26 protein-coding genes are annotated in these 25,595 nt (G+C 72.8%); 14 read left to right on the plus strand and 12 right to left on the minus strand.

All coding sequences use genetic code 11. The features are described 5' to 3' along the window. Nucleotides 1-26: 26 nt before the first annotated feature. A complete protein-coding gene (locus ACWCQK_RS03865) occupies nt 27-674 on the minus strand; it encodes a ScbR family autoregulator-binding transcription factor (protein WP_451151519.1) in 648 nt (215 codons plus the stop codon). A 70-nt stretch (nt 675-744) separates the two neighbouring features. Further along, complete coding sequence (locus ACWCQK_RS03870; protein ID WP_451151521.1) at nt 745-1,647, minus strand: ScbA/BarX family gamma-butyrolactone biosynthesis protein; 903 nt, start codon at nt 1,645-1,647, stop codon at nt 745-747. 179 nt (nt 1,648-1,826) lie between these two features. On the opposite strand from ACWCQK_RS03870, the gene ACWCQK_RS03875 reads away from it, so the two are divergent. After that, entirely contained in the window at nt 1,827-2,474 is a 648-nt protein-coding gene (locus ACWCQK_RS03875) for a ScbR family autoregulator-binding transcription factor (protein ID WP_451151523.1), read from the plus strand. A gap of 203 nt (nt 2,475-2,677) precedes the next feature. Then, nucleotides 2,678-3,613 (plus strand): lytic polysaccharide monooxygenase auxiliary activity family 9 protein, encoded by a 936-nt coding sequence (locus tag ACWCQK_RS03880; protein ID WP_451151525.1) that lies wholly within the window; start codon nt 2,678-2,680, stop codon nt 3,611-3,613. 19 nt (nt 3,614-3,632) lie between these two features. Here ACWCQK_RS03880 and ACWCQK_RS03885 read toward each other — a convergent pair whose 3' ends face one another. Beyond that, the gene (locus ACWCQK_RS03885; RefSeq protein WP_451151527.1) at nt 3,633-4,286 is read right to left on the minus strand and encodes a Tat pathway signal sequence domain protein; all 654 of its coding nucleotides are present in this window, start codon (nt 4,284-4,286) and stop codon (nt 3,633-3,635) included. Nucleotides 4,287-4,947: 661 nt separating this feature from the next. Between ACWCQK_RS03885 and ACWCQK_RS03890 the strand changes: the two genes are divergently transcribed. The 3 genes from ACWCQK_RS03890 (at nt 4,948) to ACWCQK_RS03900 (ending at nt 6,704) form a co-directional block, all read left to right on the plus strand. Beyond that, complete coding sequence (locus tag ACWCQK_RS03890) at nt 4,948-5,622, plus strand: DUF6230 family protein (RefSeq protein ID WP_451151529.1); 675 nt, start codon at nt 4,948-4,950, stop codon at nt 5,620-5,622. Then, the gene (locus tag ACWCQK_RS03895; RefSeq protein ID WP_451151531.1) at nt 5,612-6,091 is read left to right on the plus strand and encodes a DUF6114 domain-containing protein; all 480 of its coding nucleotides are present in this window, start codon (nt 5,612-5,614) and stop codon (nt 6,089-6,091) included. The genes ACWCQK_RS03890 and ACWCQK_RS03895 overlap by 11 nt, the downstream gene beginning before the upstream one ends. Nucleotides 6,092-6,248: 157 nt before the next feature. Then, complete coding sequence (locus ACWCQK_RS03900; RefSeq protein ID WP_189312223.1) at nt 6,249-6,704, plus strand: tellurite resistance TerB family protein; 456 nt, start codon at nt 6,249-6,251, stop codon at nt 6,702-6,704. A 134-nt stretch (nt 6,705-6,838) separates the two neighbouring features. Here ACWCQK_RS03900 and ACWCQK_RS03905 read toward each other — a convergent pair whose 3' ends face one another. Both ACWCQK_RS03905 and ACWCQK_RS03910 read right to left on the minus strand, forming a co-directional pair. After that, nucleotides 6,839-8,614: an aromatic amino acid lyase gene (locus tag ACWCQK_RS03905; protein ID WP_451151533.1), complete on the minus strand. Its 1,776-nt coding sequence runs from the start codon at nt 8,612-8,614 to the stop codon at nt 6,839-6,841. Between the two features lie 22 nt (nt 8,615-8,636). Next, nucleotides 8,637-9,593, minus strand: a complete 957-nt coding sequence (locus tag ACWCQK_RS03910; protein ID WP_451151535.1) for an ABC transporter substrate-binding protein — start codon at nt 9,591-9,593, stop codon at nt 8,637-8,639. Between the two features lie 344 nt (nt 9,594-9,937). On the opposite strand from ACWCQK_RS03910, the gene ACWCQK_RS03915 reads away from it, so the two are divergent. Genes ACWCQK_RS03915 through ACWCQK_RS03930 form a run of 4 tightly spaced genes read left to right on the plus strand, consistent with a single transcriptional unit; the run spans nt 9,938 to nt 14,135 of the window. Then, complete coding sequence (locus ACWCQK_RS03915; protein ID WP_451151537.1) at nt 9,938-12,598, plus strand: ATP-binding protein; 2,661 nt, start codon at nt 9,938-9,940, stop codon at nt 12,596-12,598. Beyond that, nucleotides 12,595-13,071 carry a roadblock/LC7 domain-containing protein gene (locus ACWCQK_RS03920; RefSeq protein ID WP_451151539.1) on the plus strand — a complete coding sequence of 159 codons (477 nt, stop codon included), beginning with the start codon at nt 12,595-12,597 and terminating at the stop codon, nt 13,069-13,071. The genes ACWCQK_RS03915 and ACWCQK_RS03920 overlap by 4 nt, the downstream gene beginning before the upstream one ends. 40 nt (nt 13,072-13,111) lie before the next feature. Next, on the plus strand, nt 13,112-13,549 hold the full coding sequence (locus tag ACWCQK_RS03925) for a DUF742 domain-containing protein (RefSeq protein WP_451151541.1): 438 nt from the start codon (nt 13,112-13,114) through the stop codon (nt 13,547-13,549). Next, on the plus strand, nt 13,536-14,135 hold the full coding sequence (locus ACWCQK_RS03930) for a GTP-binding protein (protein WP_451151543.1): 600 nt from the start codon (nt 13,536-13,538) through the stop codon (nt 14,133-14,135). Before ACWCQK_RS03925 ends, ACWCQK_RS03930 begins: the two co-directional genes overlap by 14 nt. Before the next feature lie 12 nt (nt 14,136-14,147). Here ACWCQK_RS03930 and ACWCQK_RS03935 read toward each other — a convergent pair whose 3' ends face one another. From ACWCQK_RS03935 to ACWCQK_RS03960, 6 genes are all read right to left on the minus strand, one after another. Further along, complete coding sequence (locus tag ACWCQK_RS03935) at nt 14,148-14,816, minus strand: ABC transporter permease (protein WP_451151545.1); 669 nt, start codon at nt 14,814-14,816, stop codon at nt 14,148-14,150. Then, the gene (locus tag ACWCQK_RS03940) at nt 14,813-15,526 is read right to left on the minus strand and encodes an ABC transporter permease (RefSeq protein WP_451151547.1); all 714 of its coding nucleotides are present in this window, start codon (nt 15,524-15,526) and stop codon (nt 14,813-14,815) included. The genes ACWCQK_RS03935 and ACWCQK_RS03940 overlap by 4 nt, the downstream gene beginning before the upstream one ends. Continuing rightward, complete coding sequence (locus ACWCQK_RS03945; protein WP_451151549.1) at nt 15,523-16,713, minus strand: ABC transporter ATP-binding protein; 1,191 nt, start codon at nt 16,711-16,713, stop codon at nt 15,523-15,525. The genes ACWCQK_RS03940 and ACWCQK_RS03945 overlap by 4 nt, the downstream gene beginning before the upstream one ends. A 215-nt stretch (nt 16,714-16,928) precedes the next feature. Continuing rightward, nucleotides 16,929-17,669, minus strand: coding sequence for an FAD:protein FMN transferase (locus ACWCQK_RS03950; RefSeq protein WP_451151551.1), 741 nt, complete (start codon nt 17,667-17,669; stop codon nt 16,929-16,931). Nucleotide 17,670: 1 nt separating this feature from the next. Continuing rightward, entirely contained in the window at nt 17,671-18,102 is a 432-nt protein-coding gene (locus ACWCQK_RS03955) for an FMN-binding protein (RefSeq protein WP_451151553.1), read from the minus strand. A gap of 19 nt (nt 18,103-18,121) precedes the next feature. Then, nucleotides 18,122-19,408 (minus strand): ferredoxin reductase family protein, encoded by a 1,287-nt coding sequence (locus ACWCQK_RS03960; protein WP_451151555.1) that lies wholly within the window; start codon nt 19,406-19,408, stop codon nt 18,122-18,124. Nucleotides 19,409-19,610: 202 nt separating this feature from the next. On the opposite strand from ACWCQK_RS03960, the gene ACWCQK_RS03965 reads away from it, so the two are divergent. The 3 genes from ACWCQK_RS03965 (at nt 19,611) to ACWCQK_RS03975 (ending at nt 22,320) form a co-directional block, all read left to right on the plus strand. Continuing rightward, nucleotides 19,611-20,300: a response regulator transcription factor gene (locus ACWCQK_RS03965; RefSeq protein WP_451151557.1), complete on the plus strand. Its 690-nt coding sequence runs from the start codon at nt 19,611-19,613 to the stop codon at nt 20,298-20,300. Next, a complete protein-coding gene (locus tag ACWCQK_RS03970; protein ID WP_451151559.1) occupies nt 20,297-21,745 on the plus strand; it encodes a sensor histidine kinase in 1,449 nt (482 codons plus the stop codon). The genes ACWCQK_RS03965 and ACWCQK_RS03970 overlap by 4 nt, the downstream gene beginning before the upstream one ends. A gap of 101 nt (nt 21,746-21,846) precedes the next feature. Continuing rightward, nucleotides 21,847-22,320, plus strand: coding sequence for a DUF3515 family protein (locus ACWCQK_RS03975; protein ID WP_451151561.1), 474 nt, complete (start codon nt 21,847-21,849; stop codon nt 22,318-22,320). Between the two features lie 7 nt (nt 22,321-22,327). Here the strand turns inward: ACWCQK_RS03975 and ACWCQK_RS03980 are convergent, their stop codons facing one another. Then, nucleotides 22,328-23,590, minus strand: coding sequence for a PP2C family protein-serine/threonine phosphatase (locus ACWCQK_RS03980; RefSeq protein ID WP_451151563.1), 1,263 nt, complete (start codon nt 23,588-23,590; stop codon nt 22,328-22,330). A 253-nt stretch (nt 23,591-23,843) separates the two neighbouring features. Here ACWCQK_RS03980 and ACWCQK_RS03985 point away from each other — a divergent pair, with 253 nt between their 5' ends. Both ACWCQK_RS03985 and ACWCQK_RS03990 read left to right on the plus strand, forming a co-directional pair. Beyond that, entirely contained in the window at nt 23,844-24,863 is a 1,020-nt protein-coding gene (locus tag ACWCQK_RS03985; protein ID WP_451151565.1) for a lysylphosphatidylglycerol synthase transmembrane domain-containing protein, read from the plus strand. A gap of 197 nt (nt 24,864-25,060) precedes the next feature. Further along, on the plus strand, nt 25,061-25,573 hold the full coding sequence (locus tag ACWCQK_RS03990; RefSeq protein WP_451151567.1) for a helix-turn-helix domain-containing protein: 513 nt from the start codon (nt 25,061-25,063) through the stop codon (nt 25,571-25,573). Nucleotides 25,574-25,595 lie beyond the last annotated feature (22 nt).

Below are 25,595 nucleotides of genomic sequence, written 5' to 3' on the forward strand. Positions count from 1 at the left end.
CGGTTCACCGTAGCCGCTCGTCCTGGTCACACGATGCTGATCTCCCGCTCCAGCCGGGTGACGAGCGTCAGGTACCGGGGGCGGCGCGGCACCGGGACCAGCCCCCGGATCAGCACGTGCCACATCTCCGCCATTCTGCGCGGGAGTCGGGCGACGGGCTCCAGGGAGCGGCCCACGACGCGGGTGCCGACGAAGAACGAGACGAGGGAGTGGGCGACCGCGTCGACGTCGACGTCCGGGTGGACGTCGGACTCCCGGACCGCGCCGAGCAGGCGGCGCGTGACCAGGTCCAGCCATTCGGTGAACGGGTGCGACAGCGGCGGCCGCACCTCGACCCCGCCGGTGGCGAGCCGCAGCCCGGCCCGTGTGATGGGCCCCTCCACGGCCAGTCGCGCCATGCCGAAGGTGATCCGCATCAGCGCTTCGAGCGACGGATAGCCCCGGCCCTCGACCTGGCCGGCCACCTGCCGCGAGGCCTGCGACTGGAGCTCCATGATCGCGTGCGCCAGGTCCTCCTTGGCCGCGAAGTGGAAGTACAGGGCGCCCTTGGTGACCCGCGCGTGCTCGACGATGTCGCTCAGACTGGTCGATTCGTAGCCGCGCTGGTCGAACAGGTCGGCGGCGGCCGTGAGGATCGTCGCGCGGGTCTGTTCGGCGCGTAACTGCCTCGCCATCGGCTGGACACTCCCAGGGGCCGCAAAGAACGGGTCATGCCGTTTGTTTTGACTCCCTGCACACGATAACTCACCGTCCCGCCGTCCCCACCCGGCACTCGAAGATCGTCGACTCGCCTTGTTCGCCCACGACTTGCAACTCGGCGCCGTCCTCGCTCGTCAGTCCGATCCAGAGGGGACTGTCCAGCTCGGCGTACCGGTGGAAGCGGGCGTGATAGGTCACCGGAGCCCGTTTCCCGTCGGTCCACCACCAGGCGGCCTGCCGGGCCGCCTCCAGGAGCAGCATCCCGGGCACGTGATCGAGCGGATGATCGAAGAAAACGGGGTGTGCGGTATCCACACGCAGTTGCCAGCGGTCCGGGGTGTCCGTCGGGGCGAGGACGACATCGGCCGGACCGACGCGTTCCACACCGGTGGCCGGCAGCCCGGGCCGCAGGGGCACGGCGGAGGATCGGGCCGGGTCGCGCACGCCACGCAGCCGCCGGTAGACGGCATCGCTCAGGCAGGTGAAGGAGACGTCCGCGCGCGCGACGCGCTCGCCCGCGCGCAGGACCTCCGCGGTGTAGCGGGCACCGGACGGGCGGGTACCGCGGTGGCGGACCTCGGTGAAGGCGACCTCGACGACCAGTTCGGCGGGCAGCGCCCCGACGGCCAGATGCCGGCGGAACGTCTCGACCTGGAACTCGTTGAGCACGAAGTGGTGGCCCAGAGGCACGTCGTACTCGGTGTGCGCGATCAGCGTCCCGCTCTGCCGTACGGTCTCCACGACCAGGAGCGGGTCGTACGCGGTACGGTCGGACGACACGTGTAACTCGTGTGCTCGCGGCCACTGCGCCGACACCTGGAACCGGTCGGGCGCGGTCCGGCTCCAGCCGGTGAGAAGGGTCTCCGCCACCGCCGCGCGGTGGACGAGTTCGCGGGGGACGGTCGCCGTCATGGACGGGGTCCCGGCACCCTGGCGAGGTCGCTGCATGTCGCTCCCTACGGTCCCCCGAAGGCCACGGCGGGCGGCGAAACGTCCGCACGAGTAAGCGTTAGAGTACGAGGCGACCGGTTTGTTTTCAATGAGATCAGTGGACGACGCCCGATGATCGGGCCGATCCGGCACCAGATCGCGGGGGTCGGCCGACTCGGCGGTGCGGAGGGGCTCTTATGGCAAGACAGGAGCGCGCCATCAGGACGCGCAGGGTGATCCTGGAAGCCGCCGGTGCGGTATTCGACGAGCACGGTTATACCTCCACCACCATCGCCATGGTGCTGGAGCGTGCCGAAGTCACCAAGGGTGCCCTGTACTTCCACTTCCCCTCCAAGGAATCCCTCGCGCAGGCGGTCCTCGACGAGCAGGTCCCGTTCGGTGCCGTGCCGCCGCATCCCTGCAAGTTGCAGGAGATCATCGACATGACCTTCGTGGTGGGTGTGCGGCTGCTGGGCAACTCCCTGCTGCGGGGCAGCGTGCGGCTCGCGGTCGACCAGGCGACGCCGTCCGGTGTCGATCACGGGCAACCGTTCCGGCAGTGGGCCGAGCGGCTGACCGAGCTGATGGAAGAAGCGCGCCGGCAGGGCGAGTTGCTGCCCACGGTGCGGTCGAGGGACACGGTGGAGCTGCTGGTCGGCTCGTTCACCGGCGTCCAGTTGATGTCGCGGGCCCTGACCGACCGGACGGACCTGGGCGGACGGCTGTCCGTGCTGTGGGCGCACATGCTGCCGAGCATCGCGGTGCCGGGTCTGCTGCCCGCGCTGGACAGCGGCGCCGACCGCGGCGCCCGCGTCCTGTCGGCGGCCGACGTGGCGGTCGGGTAGCGGTTCCGGTCGACGGACCGGCCGGGCGGCGGCTCCCGTCGCGGACCCCTCTGCCCCGCCGCCTCCGACTGCCCACCGCCGCACCTGGACCTCCTGACCTCCGGCTCGGGTACGGCGGACCGGCCGCCGGCTGAACGCGCGGGCCCCGGCCGCCGTACTGCACTCAACAGACCGTTCCCGCCTCGGCCGAGGAGACGTTCCGGATGTCCCGGATGAGCACATACCGCCGTACCGCCCTGGCGGCCACCGCCCTGAGTCCGCTCCTGCTGGGCCTGTGGACCGCGGCACCGGCGCTGGCGCACGGCGCGCCGACGGATCCGGCCAGCCGGGTGTTCGCCTGCTCGCCCGAGGGCCGCTCGACCGGCTCCGCGGCCTGCCGGGCGGCGGTGGCCACGAACGGCACGTCCTTCGCCGCCTGGGACAACCTGCGGGTCGCGGACGTGGCCGGCCGGGACCGCCAGGTCATCCCCGACGGAAAGCTGTGCAGCGCGGGCCTGGCCGCGTACAGGGGTCTCGACCTCGCCCGCTCGGACTGGCCGTCGACGCGGCTGTCGCCGGGCGGGACGCTGACGATGACGTACGCCTCGACGATCCCGCACGACGGCACGTTCAAGCTGTTCCTGACCAAGCCCGGCTACGACCCGGCCAAGCCGCTGACCTGGTCCGACCTGCCCACCCAGCCGTTCGCCCAGGTCAAGGACCCGAAGCTGACCAATGGCGCCTACCACCTCTCGGCCCGCCTGCCCGCGAACCGGACGGGACGTCAGGTGCTCTACACCATCTGGCAGAACAGCAGCACGCCGGACACCTACTACTCGTGCTCGGACGTGGTGTTCCCGGCCGCGGCCAGGTCCACCCCGGCCACGAGCGCGCCGGCCCGCGCGAGCGGTGCCGGCCCGTCGCCGACCGCCGAGGCACGCAGGAGCAAGGCGCCCTCGGCGAGCGCGTCCACGGCGCCGGTGACGCGGACCTCCGGTCCCGCGACGCCGTCGGCCCCGCCGGCCGCCGACAGTACGCCGGTGGCCGCCGGCACCGCCCCGGGCTCCGGTCCCTCCGCGCCGCTCGTGGCGGGCGGCGCCGCCGCGGTGCTGGTGCTCACCGGGGGCGCCGCCCTGTTCCTGCGGCTGCGTCGGCGCTGAACCACACGCCGGGAACGCCTCAGTTGACGTAGACCGGCGCTCCCGCGTCCGTCACCGGGGCGTACTTGGCGGTGAAGAAGCCGTTGGCGAAGCACAGGGACGAGCCGGACGCCTTGACGAACTGCTGGTTGGCGAAGGTGATGCTGTTGTCGGTGTTGCTCGCCGTGCCGGACAGGGCCGCCGTCCGGTAGACGCAGTTGATGCTGCCCAGCAGGGTGCGCAGCTTGACCGTGGTCTGGATGGTGGAGCCGGCCGCCGGGGTCACGGTGACCGTGCCGTCGGAGGCCACGGCCGTGGTGTACGGCAGGTTGTCGACCGTGATGCTGGTGACGCCCAGCACGCCGATGACGTTGCTGGTGCAGCCGGCGGAGTCGAAGGTGTGCGCCGACAGGGACTCGGTGGCCGTGCCCGGCGCGGTGGGGTTGTCCCCGACGGTGGCGGTGAACTGCGACGCGGTGCACGAGACGCCGCTCGTGCCGGTCGCGCTCGAGTAGAGCGTGGCGGCGGTACCGCTCGCCAGGTTCGCGACGAGGGTGTCACCGCTCGCCACAGCCGCGCCGCCGGCGCCGCCGGTGGTCAGGACCGCGGAGTCGGCCGCGGCGGCGGGGACGGCGGCGGGCAGCGTCAGGGCGACGACGGCGCCGGCGAGGGTGAGGAGGGTGCGAGTGCGCATGGCGGGTGCCTCTTCTCGGAGTGGGGGGCTGGTGGGGGGTTGAGGGGGGCTGAAGGGTGGTCGAGGGAGGGGGAGGGCGGGCGTGAGGACGCGCGGACGCGTCCGCCCTTGCCGGCCCGTGACGCCTTCTCCGAACGTGACGGGCCGGCAACGGCAGCCACCGGGCGGCCGACGACCGTGGGGGGAGCCTGCGGCCGGGCCGGAGGGAAGGGCGGCCGGTCACGGTTCGCGGGGAAGCAACCGTGGCGGCGCCGAGGAGGGATCGGACTCGTGGGTCACTGCGGACGGAGGCCGGGAACGCGGGCGGTCGCCGCGTCACGGATCCGGCGCCACGGATCCGGGCTGAGCCAGGGGCAGTTGTAGACCTGATGGTCAGTCAACGTCAATACAAAACAAGGAAGTTGGCGTTAATCAGCGGGTCGGGAACGACCTTCTGGACTCCTCGATCCACAGGCGAAACACAACCGACACTCTTTTTCCACATCTCTCTTGACCCCCCGGTGTAACCATCGGTAACTTCCTCGGCGGCTACTGCTGCGTAACCGCGAAAGCCCTTGCAAACGCCGGGAGTTGCGAGGAGAGGCGCGCGGCAGCCGATGTCCGCGCCAGGACAACGTGCCACGAAGCCCGACCCGCACTGACTATGCCCACGGGAGCAGACATGGCCTCGTCCGCCGACCACACCCCCGGGAACCCGGAAAGCGGTTCCGCACCAGCGACGCCCGAGGTGCCGCAAGGCTCCGCCGGGCGCGGCCGCGTCCGGATGCGCCGGGCCGCGGTGATGGCGGTTCCCGCCGTCCTGGCCGCCGCCGGCCTGGCGGTCCTCACCGCCCAGGGCGCGCTGGGCGTGCAGTTCGCGATCTCCGGCATGCCGTTCACGGTCACCGCGACCAACCTCGACGGCACCGGATTCGAGCAGTTCGGCGCCCTCGACACCATGGCGGAGGGCAGCCCGAACGCGGGCGACACCGGCGGCCAGGTGCTGGTGGTCACCTCCGCCATCAAGGACGCGACGCTCACCAAGCTGTGCCAGAGCGTCGACCTCGGCGGCATCAACCTGCGCATCACCGCGGGCGACGGCAAGGACAAGGTGGTCGCGACCGACCTCACCACCGATTCGACGGTCCTGTCCGGCGACGCGAAGTTCGAGGGCATCGAGATCGGCAATGACGCCAGCACGCTGGACAAGGCGGGCGTCAAGGGCCCGATCGGCGTCTTCAGCCAGCAGGCCGACACCGTGCACATCGGCAATCTGCGGCAGACCAACTACGCGACCACGGCGGGTGTGTTCACCCTGCCGAACCTCCACCTGAGTTTCAGTGACGATGCATGCTGAGCCGGCGCCGAGCCGTCCACGACAGGCACTGAGGCCCGCCTTCAGGAGCTGGCGGAGCGGTCGGCCGTTCTGGGGCGGGCTGCTGCTCGCCCTGGGCGGGGCGGAGATCCTGCTCACCGAGAAGGCGTCGCTGAAGGTCGTGATGCACATCGGCATGCAGGGTCTGGCGGGCTATCTGCTGCCGGTCCTGATGGTCCTGCTGGGGCTGCTGATCCTGTTCAACCCCACCCAGCGGCTCTTCTACTCGATCACCGGCGTCCTGCTCACCCTGGGCACCTGGATCACCTCGAATCTGGGCGGCTTCTTCGTCGGCCTCCTCCTCGGGATCGTCGGCAGCTGCCTGGCCTTCGGCTGGCTCCCCGACCAGGAGCCGCGCCGCGGCCGCCGCCGGCGTCGCGAGGAGCGGGCCGCAGCACGGCTCCACCGGCCGGGCGGCACGTCGCCGAACGAGGCCGGGCGGCCCGCCTGAACCGGGGCCGGCGGGCGCGCCCCGCCGGCCCCGGACGCGGCCGAGCACGCGAGGATCCCCTCCGTCCAGGTGTCCGTAAGTCACCGGAACTTATCGTCCGGCTCGTTAGTTTCTACGGTGCTGTAGAGACTGATGGCTACGAACACTTGGAGTTCTCATGGCCCTGTGGGACCGCATCAAGGAGTCCGCGTCGACGATGCAGACCCAGTTGGTGGCGAAGAAGAACGATCTCAAGAGCGGCGCCTTCCGTGACGCGAGCATGGCGATGTGCGCCCTGGTCGCGGCGGCGGACGGCACCATCGACCCGGCCGAGCGGCAGCGCGTCGCCCAGCTGATCGCCACCAACGAGGTGCTGCAGAACTTCCCCGCCGACGACCTGCGCCGTCGCTTCGAGGAGAACCTGAACAAGCTGACGGCCGACTTCGCCTTCGGCAAGGTGAGCGTGCTGCAGGAGATCGCCAAGGCGAAGAAGAAGCCCGCCGAGGCGCGGGCCGTGATCCAGATCGGCATCGTCATCGGGGGCGCCGACGGCGACTTCGACAAGACGGAGCAGGCCGTCGTGCGCGAGGCGTGCTTCACGCTCGACCTCCCGCCGCACGAGTTCGACCTCTGATGCCGTGCCTGCCGGGGACGCGGGATGTCCGGTCCCCGGCAGGACGGGTCCTGGCCACGGGGATTCGGCCGGGCCGGACCTGGTGACGGACGCGTCCTCGCCACACGCCTACGTACGGCTGCGTCCCGTGGCGTTCACAACTTCGCCAGCAGCGGCAGCAGTTCCGTCGCCGCCGCCACGTCGGCCGTCAGCGGGCGGTCGTCCGTGTCGGCGGGCAGGGCGGCGCCCGCCAGGAGCAGGGCGGGCAGCGGCGGCGGGACCGGATGCATACGCAACGCCCGTACGGCGACGACGAGTTCGCAGGCCAGTACGATGCGGTGGGCGTCCGCGGCGCGCAGGGTCTGACGGGCCGCCTGGGTGGCGAAACCGGCGGCCTCCTCCAGACCCCGGGAGACCACGGTGTGCCCGGCGGACGCCGGCGCGGCGCACGAACGCAGCTCGGCGAGCGCGGAGTTGGCCGTGTACTCCAGGATCATGATGCCCGAGCTGCCGGCGGGCCCCGTGGCGAGGGACGCGGGCAGTCCGGTGAGGTCGGCGTCGCCGAGCGCGCTCAGCCGGGCGGCGGACAGGCGCGCGGTCCCCAGCAGGGCCAGGTTCAGCCCGTCCAGGGCGAGGCCCAGCGGCGCGGCGAAGAAGCCGCCGTGGTGGTGGGCCCGGGTGTCGCCGGGTGTCACGAGCGGGTTCTCCGAGGGGCAGTTCACCTCGACCTCGACGACCCGCCGCAGGCCGTCGGCGGCGTCCAGCGCACAGCCGTGCACCTGCGGGAGGACGCGGAAGCCGCACGGGTCCTGGACACGTCGTCCGTCGCCCGGCCGTGGCCGGTCCGCCGCCCCGGACAGCAGCCGCCGTACCTCCGCGGCCGTCCTGGCGGCCCCGCGATAGGGGCGCAGCGCGTGCACCGGCTCGGCGTACGCCTCCAGCGATCCGGACACCGCGGCGAGCGACAGCGCCGCCACGGCATGCGTGGCCCGCAGCAGTACGTCGACCTCGTGCCAGCCGATGGCCGCCTGAGCGAGCGTGAGGGCGTTGCTGCTGAGCAGCGCCAGCGCGTCACCGGCCTGCGGCACGACGGGGGCGGGCAGCCGGGCGGCGCCCGCCGTGGCTCCCGTTCGCCGGGCCTGAGCCGCGGCCGGCTCCCCGTGGCGCACGGCGAGCGTCGCGGCGGGCCCCCCGTCCGGCGGGCCGGCCGTCCAGGCCATCCCGGCCGCCGGTGAGGTGCCCGTCCCCTCGGCCGGCCGACGACCGGCCGAGGCCGGGGGCGCCGACCCGTCCTTCGCGCCGACCGGGGGCGCGCTCTGCGGCCCGGCCCCCCACGGCTGCCCGGCGGCCGGGCGGGCCGTGTCGCCCGCCGTCCCACCGGGCAGCGGGTCCGCCGCCTCCGGCAGGGGGTCGCTGAGCCAGGGGCGTTCGCCGATCAGGGTGAGGGCCGTCTGGGCCAGGGCCGTCAGGTCGCCGGTGCCGAGGCCGCCGTACTCGTTGACGGCGGGGTGGACGCCGAGGCGCAGGGCCTCGGCGAGGGCGTCGGCGAAGGCGGGCTGGACACCGGAACCGCCGGCGAGCAGCTGGTTGGCGCGGACCGCGAGCATCGCGCGGATCTGACGGGCGGGCAGCAGACAACCGGCGCCGCCCGCGTGACTGCGCAGCAGGCGCAGGCCGTGCGCCGCCCCGTCGGTCTCGTCGACCGGCACCGAGCGGTGGGCGCCGACGCCGGTGCCACGGCCGTAGAGCCGTCCGGTGGCGGCGAGGTGCTGGGCGGTGCGCCAGGACCGCGCGGCCCGTTCACGTGCCTCGGGGGCGACCTCGGGCACGGCCGCACCGTCGGCGAGCCGGATCAGCTCGCCGACGGTGAGGGTGCTGCCGTCCAGGACGACGGGGCCCGGCCGCGCGGAGGGCTGTGCCGGTTCCGTCATGGCAGGGAGACGTCGTGCGCGGTCAGTCCAGGCCGACCGACGTCAGCCACGCCTTCGCGACGTCCAGCGGGTCCTTGTTCTCCAGCTGCACCTGGGTGTCCAGGTCCAGCAGCGCCTTCGTGTCGAGCTTGGCCGAGACCGCGTCGAGCGCGGCCACGCCCTCCTGGGAGAGTCCGCCCTTGTAGACGAGCGGCTGCACGTTCTCGAATCCGAAGAGGTTCTCCGGGTCCTGGAGAACGACGTGCTTCTCCTTGACGATGGTCGGGTCGGTGGTGAAGAGGTCCGCCGCCTGCACGGTGTTCTTCTTCAGCGCCGCCTGGGTCAGCGGGCCGCCCGCGTCCAGCGCCTTGAAGGACTTGAACGTGAGCCCGTACACGTCCTCCAGGCCCACCAGGCCCTGCTGCCGGGTCTGGAACTCCGGCGAGGCGCCGATGACCAGGTCCTTCGCGATGGGCTTGAGGTCCGCGATGCTGGACGCGGCCGTCAGGTTGTACTTCTTGGCGGTCTCCGCGTTGACCGTGACGGAGTCCTTGTCCTGCGCCGGTGCCGGGTCCAGCAGTTCCAGCTTGGCGTCCAGCTTGGCACCGATCGCGGCCGTCGTGGCCTCGATCGTCTTCGGCGTGGCCTTCGGGTCGAGGTAGGCCAGCAGTGCGCCGTTGTACTCGGGCAGCACCGTGAGGGAGCCGTTCCTGAGCAGGCCGTAGGTCGTCTCACGGCTGCCGATGTTCGGCTTGTAGGTGACCTTGATGCCCTTGGCCTTCAGGGCCTCGCCGTAGATGTCGGCGATCAGGATGCTCTCGGCGAAGTTGTTCGAGCCGACGACGACCGTCTTGCCGTCCGACTTGCCGCCCGCGAGCGGGTCGTCGGTGCTGTCGGAGGAGGAACAGCCCGCGAGCAGGGCAGTCGCCGCGGCGAGCGCGACGATCACCGCGCCGGGGTGTCTCCGGATGGACCTGCTGCTGTGGGCGTTGGAAGTCACGATTCCCGTTCCGGGCTCAGAGGTTGGTGAAAGCTTCGGTGAAGAAGTCGGTTCAGAACTCTGTCCTGATCCAATCCAGCGGCTTCTCGGTCAGTCAAGAGGATTCCGGTCACCGATTCGCTTCGATGTACCGCCTGTTGTGAACGGCGTATGAACGAGGGGGACATAGGCCGCACGAGGCGGGTTGTGATTGATTCTTGACGTAGAGCGAGCACCTTGATCGATCAAAGAGCAGGTAGTCTCGCGGCAGTTGGCGTCGGGTGGCGCAATACCATCTGTCCGAATCGTTCGAATCCGGTCACGTGCCAGGTCACGCACCGTGCAGCACCGATGAAGGAGGCCCGGTGTCCACGAACCAGGTGGACGCGCCCTCCCCCAGACTCTCGGCTTCGCTCGAGCAAGGGGGATCCCCATGGCCGCCACCGCCCCAGCGCAGGGGCGTACGGGACTTCGCCGACCGGTGGCCCTTCCGGCGCAAGCTCAACATCCTCGTGGGCGTACCGCTCACCGTGGTCGCCGTGCTGCTCGCCTACCTCATCACCGATCTGGTGCGGGAGTCCGACCAGGCGACGGCGGCGGCGGAACTGGTCCGCGACAGCACCCAGGTCGCGGAGCTCGTGGCCCGGGTGCAGGCCGAGCACCAGCAGGCGGTCCTGCTGTCCGTGCGGCACCAGGCGTCCTTCGACGGCGGTACGCCCTCGTCCGAGGCCTACCGCGCGGCGCAGTTGGCCGTCGAGACCCAGGTCGGGAAGGTGCGCGACACCTTCGGGGACCGGTTGCCGCCGGCCGAGGCGCAGGCCCTCAAGGAGATCGAGGGTCTGGAGAGCCTGCGGGACACCGTCGAGCAGGACTACCTGCCCGCGGACAACATCGACCCGGCGTACGCGGGCGCCGCCCAGGGGCTCATCAGCGGCCTCGACCTGGACCGCAACACGGCTCTCGCGGCCACCTTCACCGGCAACCTGCTCGACTCCCTGCTGCGCGCCGACGCCGCGCACGGTGCCTTCGAGACCGGTGTGTTCTCGGCGCGCACCGGTGACGCCAACGCGCTCATCGAGTTCACCGGCGCGGTCGGCTCCTACCAGCTGTACACCTACCAGGCCGAACGGTTCGCCCGGTTCGCCTCCGAGGAACAGGCCGACGCGCTCGGCGCCATCGAGCACAACACCGCGCAGGCCGGCATCACCGAGCACTACGCCGAACTCCAGGTCGACCCCAGCGCGCTCCAGGTCCAGACGCCCGCCGGGATCCGCTCGGCGCTGCGGGCGTCGATCGCCTCCTACCCCGGCTACCGCGAACAGGCCGAGGCCCGGCTGAAGATCACCGCCGCGCTCATCGACCAGATCGCCGACCGGGCCGACGACGCCTCCAGCAGCGCCCAGTGGCGCGCCGCCCTGCTGCTGAACCTGGCGCTGATCGGTTTCGCCGTGTGGATCGCCTTCTCCGTGGCGGTCCGCCGCTCGGTGGTGCGTCCGGTGCAGGCGCTGACCGGCGCGGCCCAGGAGGTCGCCGACGTGGCCGGCCGCGAACTCGCCCGGGTGGCCGACGACGACGCCGAGGACGACGGAGCGCCGCTGCTGCGCGCCATACCCGTCACCGCCCGCGACGAGATCGGTGAACTGGCCGAGGTCTTCAACCGGGTGCAGGCCACCGCCGTCGCCCTGCTGGAACGTCAGGTGCTCAGCCGCCGCAACGTCGCCGAGATGTTCGGCAACGTGGGCCGCCGGGTCAGCAACCTCACCACCCGCCAACTGGCGCTGATCGACTCGGTCGAGCGGGGCGAGACCGACCCCGCGCTCCTCGAACGCCTCTACTCCATCGACCACATCGCGGTCCGGCTGCGCCGCAACTCCGACAGCCTGATGCTGCTCGCCGGCATCCGCGAGACCGTGCTGGACTCGGGCCCCACCGCCCTCACCAACGTCGTACGGGCCGCGCTCGGCCAGATCGAGGGCTTCCAGCGGGTCGAACTGCACGCCGGCACCGAGGTCATGGTGGAGCCGGACATCATCGGCGACCTGACGCTGATGGTGGCCGAACTCCTGGAGAACGCCGTGTCGTTCTCTCCGATGGGCAGCCCGGTCGAGGTGACCGTACGGTCCGGCGACGCCGGTGCGACGATCACGATCGCCGACCACGGCCTGGGCATGAGCGCCGAGCGTCTCGCCGAGGAGAACGGCCGCCTGATCCGCCGCGAGCGTCTGGACCTGGTGCCGACGAAGGTGCTCGGCCTGTTCGTGGTGGGCGCCCTGGCCCGTCGCTGGGAGGTCGGCGTCGCCCTGTCCCGGACCCAGGGCGGCGGAGTGACGGCCGAGGTGACGATTCCGTCGTCCCTGCTGCTGACGATGAGCGCGGTGCTCTCCGGTGGCGCGGGCACGGCTTCGGAGCCGTCGTCGGTCATGTCACCGGGCATGTCGCCTGGCATGTCGTCGGACGCGCTGTCGAGCAAGCTCTCCGGCCCGGCTTCAGGCGCGCTCTCCGGCGCACCGTCCGGTACTCCTTCGGGTACGCCGACGAGCGCGCCGTCCGGTACGGCCGGCGCCGGCGACCCGTCCGGCACCGCCCCCGCCTCGGGACCCCGGCCCTCGACCGCCGCGCCCGCGCCGGCGGCGAGCACGTCGGACGACGACCGCACCGGTCACCTCCCCCGCCGCGTCCCCCGGCGCGAGCCCGACCCGACGCACGACCGGCCCCCCCTGGTCCCGAGGGCACGCGGCGAGGCCGCCGCGCCCGACGACGCCGCCGACGCCCGCCCCCTGCGCCGTCGGGTCCGCGGTGCCACCCTGCACACCACCGTGGACGCGGCACAGCAGTCCGCCCGGCAAGCCCCCCGGCCGTCCGACGCGGAGGCGGTGCGATCCGCGCTGGAGGAGTTCGAGGCGGCCGTGGAACGCGCCCACCAGGACACCGCCTCGTCCCCCGCACCGTCCGAGCCCACAGAGACCCCCCGCGCTCCTCGCGCACCGCATGACCCGAACCACCTCCCGGAAGGAGCCGAGCAGTGAGCACGTCGACAGGTGACACGCCGTCGGGCGGCCCCGCACCGACCGATCTGCAGGCCGCCGCAGCCGACTTCACCTGGCTGCTCAACCGTTTCGCGACGGAGACCGCCGGTGTCGTCGACGCCATCGCGGTGTCCTCCGACGGGCTGCTCATCGCCGTCTCCGAACTGCGCGAGCCCGCCGACTCCGAACGGCTGGCCGCGATCGTCTCCGGCATCACCAGCCTGGCCGCCGGGGCCTCCGGCAACTACGGTCTGGGCGGCCTCAACAAGGTCATCATCGACCTGGAGGGCGGCCATGTCCTGGTCTCCGCGATCGGCAGCGGCGCCGTGCTCGGCGTGGTCACCGACAAGGAGGCCAAGCTCGGCAACATCGCCTACGAGATGACGGTGTTCGCCAACCGGGCCGGCACCGCGCTGAGCCCGCAGCTCGTGCTCGAACTCAAGAACAGCGTCGGCGCGGCGTCCCGGCGCTGACCGGCCGCCGTCCCCGTCGCGAGAGGAAAGAGAGCCACTCATGGCGGACGGCGTCGCACCTCCCCCGGACCCGGCCCCGGTTCCGGTCGGGCCCGCCCCCGCCGTACGGCCGTTCCTGGTCACCGCCGGCCGGGTGGCGGGCGCGGGCGAGAAGGCCGAGTCCGGACCGGCGATGCCCGTCGAGACCCAGTTGGTGGCCACCGTCGCCGGGCTCGACGGTCTCGACCGGCTCTCCTTCGAACGGCACGACATCGTCGCCGCCTGCCGGCAGCCGCAGTCCATCGCGGAGATCGCGGCCCGGCTGCGGCTGCATCTGAACGTGGTGCGGGTCCTCGCCGAGGACCTGCGCTCCGCCGGGCAGCTGACGGTGCACGTGCCCGACGCGGACGTCACCCACGACGCGTCCGTCCTGCGCAGGCTCATCGATGGCCTGCGGGCCATCCCCGACTCCCGAGGGGTACTCCGTGACACCGACTGAACCGCTCACCCGGAGCGAGGCCGCGCAGAGCGCCGTACGGCCGCCGCTGCCGGTGAAGATGGTGATCGCGGGCGGCTTCGGCGTGGGCAAGACCACCGCCGTCGGCTCGATCTCCGAGATCGAGCCGCTGACCACCGAGGCCGCCATCACCGAGGTCGCGGCCGGGGTGGACGACCTCAGTCACACCCCGCAGAAGACCACGACCACGGTCGCGATGGACTTCGGCTGCATCACCATCGACCCGACCCTGAAGCTGTACCTGTTCGGCACGCCCGGCCAGGAGCGGTTCGGGTTCATGTGGGACGACATCGTCGAGGGCGCGGTCGGCGGACTGGTCATCGTCGACACCCGCCGCCTGGACGACTGCTACGCGGCCGTCGACTACTTCGAGCACCGGCAGATCCCGTTCGCCGTGGCCGTCAACGCCTTCGACGGGAAGGTCGAGCACACCCTGGACGAGGTCCGCTGGGCGCTCGACGTCGCCGGGCACGTCCCGGTCCTCGTCTTCGACGCCCGCGAACGCGGCTCGGTGCGCGACGCGCTGCTCGTCGTACTGGAGCTGGCGCTGGCGCGCACCGAGGGGTGACCCGGGCGTCGCTCACCCGTTCCTGCGTACTCCCGGCGAGACCGTGATCCGGTTGGCCGCCCAGAACAGCGCGAGGGTCGCCAGCGCCAGGGCGGCGACCAGGGTGGCGCCGCCCACCACCTTCTCGTAGTTGCGCTGGTAGAGGCCGTCGATGACGTAGCGGCCGAGGCCGCCGAGGCTGACGTAGGCGGCGATGGTGGCCGTGGAGACGATCTGGATGGCCGCCGAGCGCAGACCGCTGAGGATCAGCGGGAGCGCGACCGGCAGTTCCACCTGGAACAGCACCCGCGGCTCGGCCATGCCCATGCCGCGGGCGGCGTCCACGGGCGAGGGGGCGACGGAACGGACCGCCTCGTACGTGGTGACCAGGATGGGCGGGATGGCGAGGACGACCAGCGGGATCATCACGGGCACCAGGCCGAAGCCGAGCAGGATGAACATCAGCACCAGCAGGCCGAAGCTCGGCAGCGCGCGGGCGGCGGTGGCGATGAGCGCCAGCGCGTTGCCGCCACGGCCGGTGTGGCCGGTCAGCAGGCCGACCGGCAGTCCGACGGCGGCGGCGATGGCGAGCGCGATCAGCGAGTACTGGAGGTGTTCGCGCAGCCGGGTGGGGATGCCGTCGTAGCCGTGCCAGTGGGTGCTGTCGCTGAAGAACGCGTTGACGAAGTGGATCACGTTCATCGGACGGCGTCCTCCAGGGCGGGCGCGGCCGGTTCGGGCCGGGCCTCGGCGGCGGGGCGGGCCTTCTGGGTGCCGCGGGGCATCCAGGGCGTCAGGAGCAGACGGACGACGACCAGGGCGGCGTCCGCGAGGACGGCCAGGACGGCGGTGCCGATCACCGAGAGCCAGATGAGGCGCGGCTGATGGTAGATCATGCCGTCGTTGAGCAGGTTGCCCAGGGCGCCCTGGTTGCCGATCAGCATGCCGACGCTGACCAGGGAGATGCTCGACACGGTCGCCACCCGCAGTCCGGCGATGATGGCGGGCACCGCGATCGGCAACTGCACCAGCAGGTAACGGCGTACGGGTCCGAAGCCCATGGCGGTGGCGGCGGCGAGGGTCTCCTCGGGGACCGAGCGGACGCCGTCCACGATCGCCGGGACGAACACCACCAGGCTGTAGACGGCCAGCGGGATCATCACGGTGAGTTCGCTCTGGCCGGTGAAGTCGATGAGGATGACGAAGAGGGCCAGGGAGGGGATGGCGTACAGCACGGTCGCCACACCCAGGACGGGCGCGTACAGCCAGCGCAGTCGGACACAGATCTGGGCGATCGGCAGCGCGACGAGCAGGCCGGCCAGCACCGGCAGCAGCGCCTCGCGCAGATGCAGGCCGACGAGGCCGAAGTAGCTGTGCTGGAGGTCGCTCGGGATGTCGAAGAAGCCGCTCATCCGCGGGCCTTCCCCGCGCCCGCGGTCCGGCCGTCGGCGCCGACGCCCGAGACCGCCTCGGCACCGGCCTCGGCGGCCGTGCGTCGCTGCGCGTGCGCGCTGCGGATCGCCTCGCCGATGGTCTGCTGGGAGACCACTCCGCTCGCCCGGCCCTCGTGGTCGACGGCGACGGCCCAGCCGGTGGGTGAGAGCACGGCCCCGTCGAGCGCGGCGCGCAGCGAGTCCTTGCCGGCCTCGAAGGGCCGCCCGTGCGAGAGGAGTTGCTCGGCGCGGATCTCGCCTGCGGTGAGGTCCTTCGGCTCGCTCCAGCCGAGCGGCCGGCCGTCCAGGCCGGTGACGAGCAGGTAGGGGGCTTCCTCGGTGGTGCGGGAGGCGATCTGCTCGGCGGTGGCGTCGATCGCGACGATCGGCGTGGTCAGCAGGTCAAGTCCGGCGGCGGAGAAGAAGGACAGCCGCCGGATGCCGCGGTCGGCGCCGAGGAAGTCCTCGACGAAGGCGTCGGCCGGGTCGGACAACAGCTCGGCGGGCGGGGCGTACTGGGCGAGGTGGCCGCCGGTGCGCATCACCGCGACCATCGTGCCGAGCTTGATGGCCTCGTCGATGTCGTGGGTGACGAAGACGATGGTCTTGCCCAGTTCCTCCTGGATCCTGAGGAGTTCGTCCTGGAGTCCCTTGCGCACGACGGGGTCGACGGCGGAGAACGGCTCGTCCATCAGCAGCACCGGCGGGTCCGCGGCGAGGGCCCGGGCCACTCCGACGCGCTGCTGCTGTCCGCCGGACAGCTGGTACGGGTAGCGCTTGGCGAGCGTGGCGTCCAGACCGACCCGCTCCATCAGCTCGTGGGCCCGGGCCCGCGCCCGGTCCTTGCTCCAGCCGAGCAGCCGCGGCACGGTGGCGATGTTGTCGACGATCGTGCGGTGCTGGAAGAGCCCGGCGTTCTGGATGACGTAACCCATCGAGCGGCGCAGGGTGTTGACCGGCTGCCGCTGGATGTCGACGCCGTCGAGGAGGATCGTGCCCTCGCTGGGCTCGATCATCCGGTTGATCATGCGCAGGGTCGTGGTCTTCCCACAGCCCGACGGACCGACGAAGACGGTGATCGAGCGTTCGGGTATGTCCAACGAGAGCCGGTCGACCGCGACCGTGCCGTCCGGGTACCGCTTGGTGACTGAATCTATCCGTATCAAAACGCCGAATACCCTTCGGGTTTGGCAGAAAACTGCCTTTTTTCGGCCACGGTCGTCGTTGCGCAGGCCGTTGCGGGGAGAGTCTAGACCGGGAATGTTGCGGCACTTTGGCGGGCGGGTTCCCGGCCCCGGCTTCGGCACACTCCCGGCCGTCCGACGGGCCGTCCGACGGGCCGTCCGACGGGCCGTCCGACGGGCCGTCCGACGGGCCGTCGTCACGCCGCTGCCGGCCCCGCTCCGGCCATCGCGAGTCCCGGTGTCCGCAGGACCCGTCGGCGGGCGTCCACCGCGTACACCTCGCAGCCCGCCCGCGCGGCCGCCCACTCGACGCCCTCCTCGCCGAGCGCGAAGGCCGCCGTGGCCACCGCGTCCGCCTCGGTCAGGGTCGGGGCCACGACGGTGACGCAGAGCAGTCCGGTGGCCGGACGGCCCGTGCGGCCGTCGAGGATGTGGTCGCCGCGCTCGTAGCGGGCGGAGGTCGCCACCGCGCCGTCGGTGACCTCCACGACGGCGCAGAGCCGGTCGGCGAGCTCGGGGTGCCGTACGCCGACCCGCCACGGGCCGCCCGCCGTCACCACGTCTCCCCCGGCGTTCAGGCAGAACCGGGTCAGCCCGGCGCCCGTGAGCAGTTCCGCCGCCCGCTGCGCCGACCAGCCCTTCACGACCGCGCAGGGATCCAGGCCCCGGCCCGGCAGCCGTACGTCGAACGCGCCGCCGGTCGCGACCCGGTACTCCTCGCCCAGGGCGAGCACCTCGCGCAGGTCGGCGCTCACCGCGTCGGCGGACAGCTCGCCCCGGCCGAGGCGGGACACCTCGCTGTCCGCCTTGAAGGGGCTGAACCGCTCGTCGACCTCGCGCAGCCACGCGAACACCGCGTCCCCGACGCCCTCGGGGACGCGTTCGTCGTCGATCCGCAGCGAGACGGGGAACCCCATGACGTGTTCGACGCGGCGCACGTCAGGCGCCCTTAGCGTCGATCGCGGCCTGGAGCGACCGCCGGTAGCCGTCGCTCGTGATCGTGGCGCCGGACACGGTGTCGATGTCGGCGTCCTGCGCCTGGAGCGTCTCCTCGATCAACCGCGGCACCGCGGCCGTGGTCTGGGGATGGTCCGGCTGCTGGAGCATCCGTACGGAGGCGATCTCCTCGCCCTCGAACGTCACCTCCACCTGCACGGTCCCCTTCTCCGTGTTCACCGTCGAACCCGCGACGACCTTCGACGAGGCACCCGAGGAGGACGACGACGAGGTGGAGGTCGAGGACGGCGAAGAGGACGATGGCGACGCGGGTGCGGCGACCTCGCCGGACGACGTGCCGGTGGACGCCTCGTAGCGCCACACCGGGATCAGACCGGCGATGCTCAGCACCAGGACGGGTATGGCTCGTTTCACGGTGTTTCCCTCGTCTCCCTCATCCCGCGAGGCTGAAGCGTTCGAAGTGGATCTGCGGCTTGGGCACGGCCAGCGCGCGCAGGCTGCCGAGCACGGCGTTCATCATGGGCGGCGGTCCGCACAGGAAGACGTCCCGGTCGGTGATGTCCGGTACGAGCCGCGCGAGTTCGCCCGGCGCCAGCTTGTCGGGGCTGACCGGGCCGGTGACCAGGTGCAGCTCGGCGCCCTTGACCCGGGCGAGTTCCCGCAGCTCGTCGTAGAGGACCGCGTCCCGGTCGGCGGCGACGCGGTAGATGACCACGGCGTGGCCGTGCAGTTCCTCCAGCAGCGCCCGGATCGGGGTGACGCCGACGCCGCCCGCGATGAGCAGGGCGTCGGGCCGGGTGCGGTGCAGGGCGGTGAAGGCGCCGTAGGGGCCCTCGGCGAAGACGCGCGTGCCGACCTTCACGTGCCGCAGGGCGGCGGTGCCGTCGCCCGCGGTCTTGGCGGTGAGCCGCAGGGTGCGGCCGTCCGGCGCGGCCGACAGGGAGAACGGGTTGGCCTGCCACCAGCGGTCCCGGGTCAGGAACCGCCACAGGAAGAACTGGCCGGCCCGCGCGGGCAGCCGGTCCAGGTCGCGCCCGGTGACCTGGATCGAGACGACGTCGTCGGACTCGGGGACGACCGCGGACACCCGCAGCTGATGGCGCCGGTTGCGCCACAGCGGCAGCACCACCCGGCCGACGACGACCGCGCCGAGCGCGACGCCCCACACCACGTACCAGTACGTCGTGGCGGCGGACGACGAGGTGAAGGTCGTACCGGCCGCGACCTGGTGGGTGAAGGCCAGCACCACCGCGACGTAGGTGTACAGGTGGATGAAGTGCCAGGTCTCGTACGCCAGCCGGCGCCGCGCGTAGCGGGCCGAGACGGCGCCGATCACGATGATGACCGCCAGTGCGACGACGGCCCGCAGCACGCCCTCGACCGTCTCGGCGAGGTCGACCACCTGGCTCACGGGGTCCAGGCCGGAGGAGTCGGCGTAGCCGAAGGTGATGAACACGGCGTGCGCGAGCAGCGTCCACAGGATGCCGAAGCCGGTCCAGCGGTGCCACGAGGTCAGCCGGTCCATGCCGATGCGGCGGTCGAGCCAGGGCAGCCGGGCCACCAGCAGCAGTTGGAAGGCCATCAGGAGCGCGCCGTAGAGGCCGGCCAGCCGGCCCAGCACAATCAGGGCGTTCGAGGCGAAGCCCGCCTGTACGAAGAGGGAGGCGACCACGGCCACGTTCACGGCCAGCACGGCGTACAGGCCGGTGCGGGCCACCACCCTGGGGCGTATCGCCGCTGGGGGCGCAGGGGGTGAGGGGACGGTCGTCACAGGCGATGGCTCCTAGATCGGGTCCGGGGTATCCGAGCTTGTCCGTACGGAGCTGTCCATTTGCTGTCGTTCGTCTTTCAAGTGGTTATCGAAGTGGTCGCGGCGGTGCCCCCGCCCTGGCGCGGATCGCCGGGTGAAGCACTATGAGCGGGTGGAAAAGGTACGACTTCTCGTCGTGGACGACGACCCGCCGATCGCCGACCTCGTGGCGACGGTCGCGCGCTACGAGGGCTGGGAGGCGGTCACCGCGAACTCGGGCGAGGAGGCGCTGCGCCGGGCCGCCGAGTTCCACCCGGACATCGTGGTGCTCGACCTGATGCTGCCCGACGTGGACGGCTTCGGTGTCCTCGACCGGCTGCGCGGCTCCGGCACGATGGTGCCGGTGGTGTTCCTCACCGCGCGCGACACGGTCGCCGACCGGGTCGCGGGGCTGACCCGGGGCGGGGACGACTACCTGGTCAAACCGTTCGCCGTGGAGGAGCTCATGGCCCGGCTGCGCACCGTGCTGCGGCGCAGCGCCGGACCCGGTTTCCAGCGGTCGGTGCTGCGGGTGGCGGACCTGACGATGGACGAGGACACCCGTGAGGTGCGCCGCGACGGCCGGCTGCTGACCCTCACCCCCACCGAGTACGAGGTGCTGCGCTTCCTGATGCGCAAGTCGCCAACCGTCCTGACCAAGGCACAGATCCTCGACCACGTATGGGAGTACGGCTTCGGCGGCCGATCCAACGTGGTGGAACTGGTGGTCAGCCGGCTGCGCCGCAAGCTCGACGCCACGGGCGATCCGCTGATCCACACCATGCGCGGGTTCGGGTACGTGATACGGCAGGCCGCGGAGTGAAGGCGGCGATCGGACGGCTGCGGCGCACGTACCGCCGGCTGCGTCTCGGCACCCGGCTGGCGCTCGGCCTGGGCGCGCTGTCGCTGGTGGTGTTCGCCGTCGTCGGGACCGTGCTGACCATGTACATGCGCGACTACCTGGACCATCAGCTGGCCGCCCAGATGAAGCTGGTCCAGGTCGTGCAGTCCAAGGACGCGGCGGCGCACGGCACGGTGACCCGGCAGCCGTACTACGGCTGGTACACCGCGGTCTACGACGTGACGGACGCCTCCGCCGTGCTGCGCACCCCGGCCGAGGTGCCGTCCGACAGCCGCACCCTGACCGCCCTCGCCAGGACCCGCGCGCACACGGACTACGAGATCCAGCGCACCGTGCGGATCGACGGAGCCGGCAGCTACCGGCTGCGGGCCTGCGAGGTGCGGCCCGGGGTGGTCCTGGTCACCGCCGCGCCCATGACGGGCATCGACGCCACCATGCGGCAGCTGATCACCGTGCAGGTGGTGGCCTTCGTGCTCGCGCTGCTCGCGCTGGTGGTGGCCGGGCGGGCGCTGCTGCGGCGCGGGCTGCGCCCGCTGAGCGAGATGGCGCACACCGCGCACGGCATCGCCTCGCACAATCTGACCGGGTCGGCGGCCCGGCTGCCGCTGCGCGCGGACGCCCCGGGCGGCGCCCCGGAGGTGGAGGAGCTGCGCACCGCCTTCAACACCATGCTGGAGCACATCGACGACTCCCTCGCGGTGCGCGCGCGGGCCGAGCAGCGGCTGCGCCGGTTCGTCGCCGACGCCTCGCACGAGCTGCGCACGCCCCTGATGTCGGTACGGGGCTACGCCGACCTCTTCCAGTACGCGGCCGCCAACGCCCCGGAGGAACGGGACCGGCACCTGGCCCGGCTGCGGGCCGAGGCCGCCCGGATGGGTTTCCTGCTGGACGATCTGCTGCTGCTCGCCCGGCTGGACGCGGAGGAGGTGGAGGCGCCGCTGCGGATGCGGGACGCCGACCTGGTGGAACTGGTCGAGGAGGCGGCCGACGCGTTCCGCGCGAGCCACCCCGCCCACCCGCTGGCCGTGACGGCCGGTCCGGCGCCGGTGCGGCTGCGCCTGGATCCGCAGCGCATCCGGCAGGTGCTGGACAACCTGCTCACCAACGCCGCCGTGCACACCCCGGACGGCACACCGGTCTCGCTGGTGCTGCGGGTCGTCCCCGGCCGGGCGCTGGTGCGGGTCGCGGACACCGGCCCCGGCATCCCGGCCGGGGACCGGGAACGGGTCTTCGACCGCTTCTACCGCGTCGACAAGGCCCGCAGCCGTGACCGCGGCGGCAGCGGCCTCGGCCTGTCGGTCGCCGGCGCGCTGGTCCGCGCGCACGGCGGGGCCATCGAACTGGGCGACGAGACCGGCGCCACGGTGTTCACGGTCGGCCTCCCGCTCGCGCCGGCCCCCGGCTGAGCCCGGACACGGGGACGCCGGGCCCGTGGCGTAGCGTGCGGCCGACGGCGGATGGCCGCCGGGCAGGGGGCTTGCGGGCGATGAGGTGTCGTTCTCGAAGAGTGCGCGCCGTCGTGTGTCTGGGCGCGGCCGGGCTGGTAGCGGCAGCGGTGCTCGTGGTGCGCGAGGGGGACTCGGCCGGGCCCGGCATGACGGCCGCCGAACGCGGTGGCGACCCCGCGTGCGCGCGGATCGCCCGGGGGTATCCGGCGGAGCTGGCCGGGCAGCGGCGGTCCGACCCCGGGGCAGCGGGCGTCACCACCTGGGGCGACGGCGCGGTGGTCCTGCGCTGCGGACTGCGCCCGCCCGGGCCGACGGTCGACAGGTGCGTGAACGTCGACGGCGTGGACTGGGTGCTGCGGGACGCGGAGTTCCGCGACGGCCGCAAGGTGCTGGTCACCTACGGCCGCGACCCGGCCGTCGAGATCACCCTCACCGACCGGGCCACCGGGACCGACACCGTGCTGGTGGAACTGAGCCGAGCGGTCGAGCCGATCCGGCAGGGCGCGAAGTGCGTGGGAGACACGGACGTGTGAGCCGGGTTCAGTGCGGCGCGGCGCGGCGCGGGCGGGCGGCCAGCAGCGCCACGTCGTCCTCCGCGTGTCTCGCGTCCAGCCGGCCGAGCACCGCGTCGAGGATGTCCTCCACCCCGGCCGTGACCGGGAACCGGAGTGCGGCGAGCCGGTCCAGCGACCGGTCGATGTCCTCGCCGCGCCGCTCCACGAGCCCGTCGGTGAACAGCAGCAGCGTCTGGTCCTGCGCCAGCCGGTAGGTGGCGAGTTCGTAGCCGCCGAACCCGGTGCCCAGGGGCGGCCCGACCGACACCGGCAGCAGCGAGGTGCCGCCGTCGCCGTCGATCACCGCGGGCGGCAGGTGGCCCGCGCCCGACACCGTCAGCTGTCCGCGCACGGGGTCGACCCGGGCAATCAGACAGGTCGCCGGCCTGCGGTCGGGCAGGTCGGCGGCGAGCGCGTCCAGCTGACGCAGCACCCGGTGCGGGGGGAGGTCGGTGGCGGCGAGCGTCCTCAGGTCGGAGCGGTAGGCGGCCATGTCCACGGCGGCCTCCACCCCGTGTCCCATGACGTCGCCGACGACCAGGAGCGTGCGTCCGAAGTGCAGCCGTACGGTCTCGCACCAGTCGCCGCCGACCAGTGCCTGCTCGCCCGCGGGCAGGTAGCGCACGGCGACGTCCAGGTTGGGGTGCGGCCTGCCGGGTTCGGCGCGCAGGGCGCGTTGCAGGTCGCCCGCGGTGCGGCTGACGCGGGCGTGCTCACGGGCGTGCCACAGATGCGAGGCGGCCCGTTCGGCCAGGAGGGCGACGAACTGCGTCTCGGTGTCCGTGAACGGCGCCCCCTCCCGGGCACACACCAGGACGCCGTAGCGGCGCTCGCCGCTGGCCAGGGGCACGCAGAGCGCCGCGTGGAAGCGGCCGGTCGCCGGGTCGCCGACGCGCTGCTCGCCCCACCCGCCGAGTTCCGGGGCCGCCATGTCGCGGGCCACCGCGCTGACCCACCGGGCGTCGGGCAGCACGTCCGCGTCCCCGGTGATCGACTCGTAGCCCGCGACGGTCGGGCCGTCCACCCGCATCACGGCCGCGGCGCCGCCCGCGTGCCCGGCGGCGGCCCGGGTCAGCTCGGCACAGGTGGCTCCCTCGTCCAGCGTCGTACCGACGCCCGCCGCCACCGCCCGCAGTTTCGCCAGCAGGGCCGCCGGGTCGTCCTCCGGGGCGGGCGTCATCGCGCGACGGACGCCGTCCTGGTGTCCGGGCTCGCGGTGCACCCGGAACCATCGCGCGACTCTGGACACCTCTAAAGCGTGACAAACCCAGCCGCCGACCGCATCGGCCACCGAACCGGCCCGCGCCGCCGAGGGCGCGAGCGGAATCCGGGCGGCCGTCCGCACGGTGCGTCCAGCGGCCGACCCGCGGCCGGTCCCGCGGCGCGTCCGGGGCAGGGGGTGCCCGGGGCGGCGCGGGCCGCCGCGACAGTGACGCTCGCGCGCCCTTGCTCCGTCGGTTGCCGGACACCCTTCCGTCACACCGACCGGGAACGTTCCCGCTGTGTCCCTGCTCCCGCTCGACGACTCGCCCGGGCCGCTCCCCGCCCCGGCCTCCCCCGCCATCGCGCCGCTCGTCCGCTCCCCGGCGACCGCCCGGCTCGTCCACCGGGCGGCGGTCCTGCTCCCGATCCTGCTGATCGGGGTGTGGGCCGCGATCGACTGGCCCGGCATGCGGGGCGGCGCCGCCCGGCTGGCCTCGGCCGACCCCTGGTGGCTGCTGCTCGCGATCTTCTTCACCTGTCTGGGCTGGGTGACCGCCGCGTGCGTACGGCAGGGCGCCGTACCGGACCGGCTGCCCCCGGGACTGCTGCTCGCCTCCCAGTTCGCCGCCGGTGCCGCCAACCACGTGCTCCCGGCCAGCGTCGGCGCGCACGCCGTCACCCTGCGGTTCCTGCAGAACCAGGGCGTGCCGCTCGCCCGGGGCACCGCCTCGATCGCCCTGTACTCGCTGGTCAAGCCGATCGCGAAGATTCCGGTCCTGCTCGTCTTCGTGCTGGCCTTCCCGGACATGCTGGAGCTCGGCGCGCTCGTCCCGGACGACGGGACGCTCTTCCTGGTCACCGGATGCGTGGTGCTCGGACCGGTGGCCGGCGCACTGCTCGTGACGGCCGTACGTCCGCTGCGCAGGCCGGCGCTCGCCCTCGTGCGTACCGCCCTGTCCGACGCGCGGCTGCTGCACACCCGGCCCAGCCGTGTCCTCGCCCTCTGGGGCGGCGCGGCCGTCGCGCCGGTGTTCCAGGGGTGTGTGATCGCCGCGGTCGGCTCCTCGCTGGGGCTGCCGCTGTCCTGGGCGCAGGTGGTGTTCGCGTTCCTCGCCGCGGGCACCGCGGTGGGGGCGGTACCGGCCCCCGGCGGCATCGGACCCGTGGACGCGGCCGTGGTGTTCGCCATGACCGCGTTCGGCGCCCCGCTGGGCCTGGCCACGGCGACCGTGGTCGGCTACCGCGTCCTGACGGTCTGGCTGCCCCTGGTCCCGGGCGCGCTCGTCCTGTCGGCGCTGGTGCAACGCAAGGTGCTGTGAGCCCGGCCGGGCTCCGGGAGCGGGGCCGAGCCGTAGGCTGAGGCCGCAGATCAGGAGGGACGGCGTCCGACGGCGCCTCCCGGCCCCACCGGGCGGGCCGCCCGGTGCGCGCCCCGGCTGTCCCGCCCCCACGATCCGGAGTTCCGATGTCCCGACCCGTCGAACGACCGACACCGAGCCCGAGCCGGGGTGCGAGCGTGGGCGCGCAGATCCGGCGCCGGCGGGAGCAGCGGGGGATGACGGCGGCCGAGCTCGCCCGGCGTGCCGACCTCAGCAAGGCGTCGCTGTCGAGCATCGAGTCGGGCAACGGCAACCCGACCATCGACACGCTCGACGCGCTCGCGTTCGCCCTGCGGATCCCGCTCACCGATCTGCTGGGCGACGAGGAGGAGCCGGGTACGACCCTGCTCCCGGGCACTCCCACGGCCACGGACGAGATCACCCGGGAACTCCTGCGCCGGGTGAGCGCGGGACACAGCACGGAGATCTGGCGGCTGAGGATGCCCGCGGGCACCCGGCTGGAGGGCGTTCCGCACGCGCCCGGCACGGTCGAGCACCTGCTCGTCGCGTCCGGCGCGCTGCGGGCCGGCCCCGAGGGCGAGGAGGCCGAGCTCCACCCGGGCGACCTGCTGTCGTTCGACGGTGACGGCCCCCACTCCTACGAGACGGGTGACGGTCCGGCCGACGTGACGGTGTTCATCGTCTCCTAGCCGCTCCGACTCGGCCCCGGTC

Source organism: Streptomyces sp. NPDC002306, assembly GCF_053593435.1.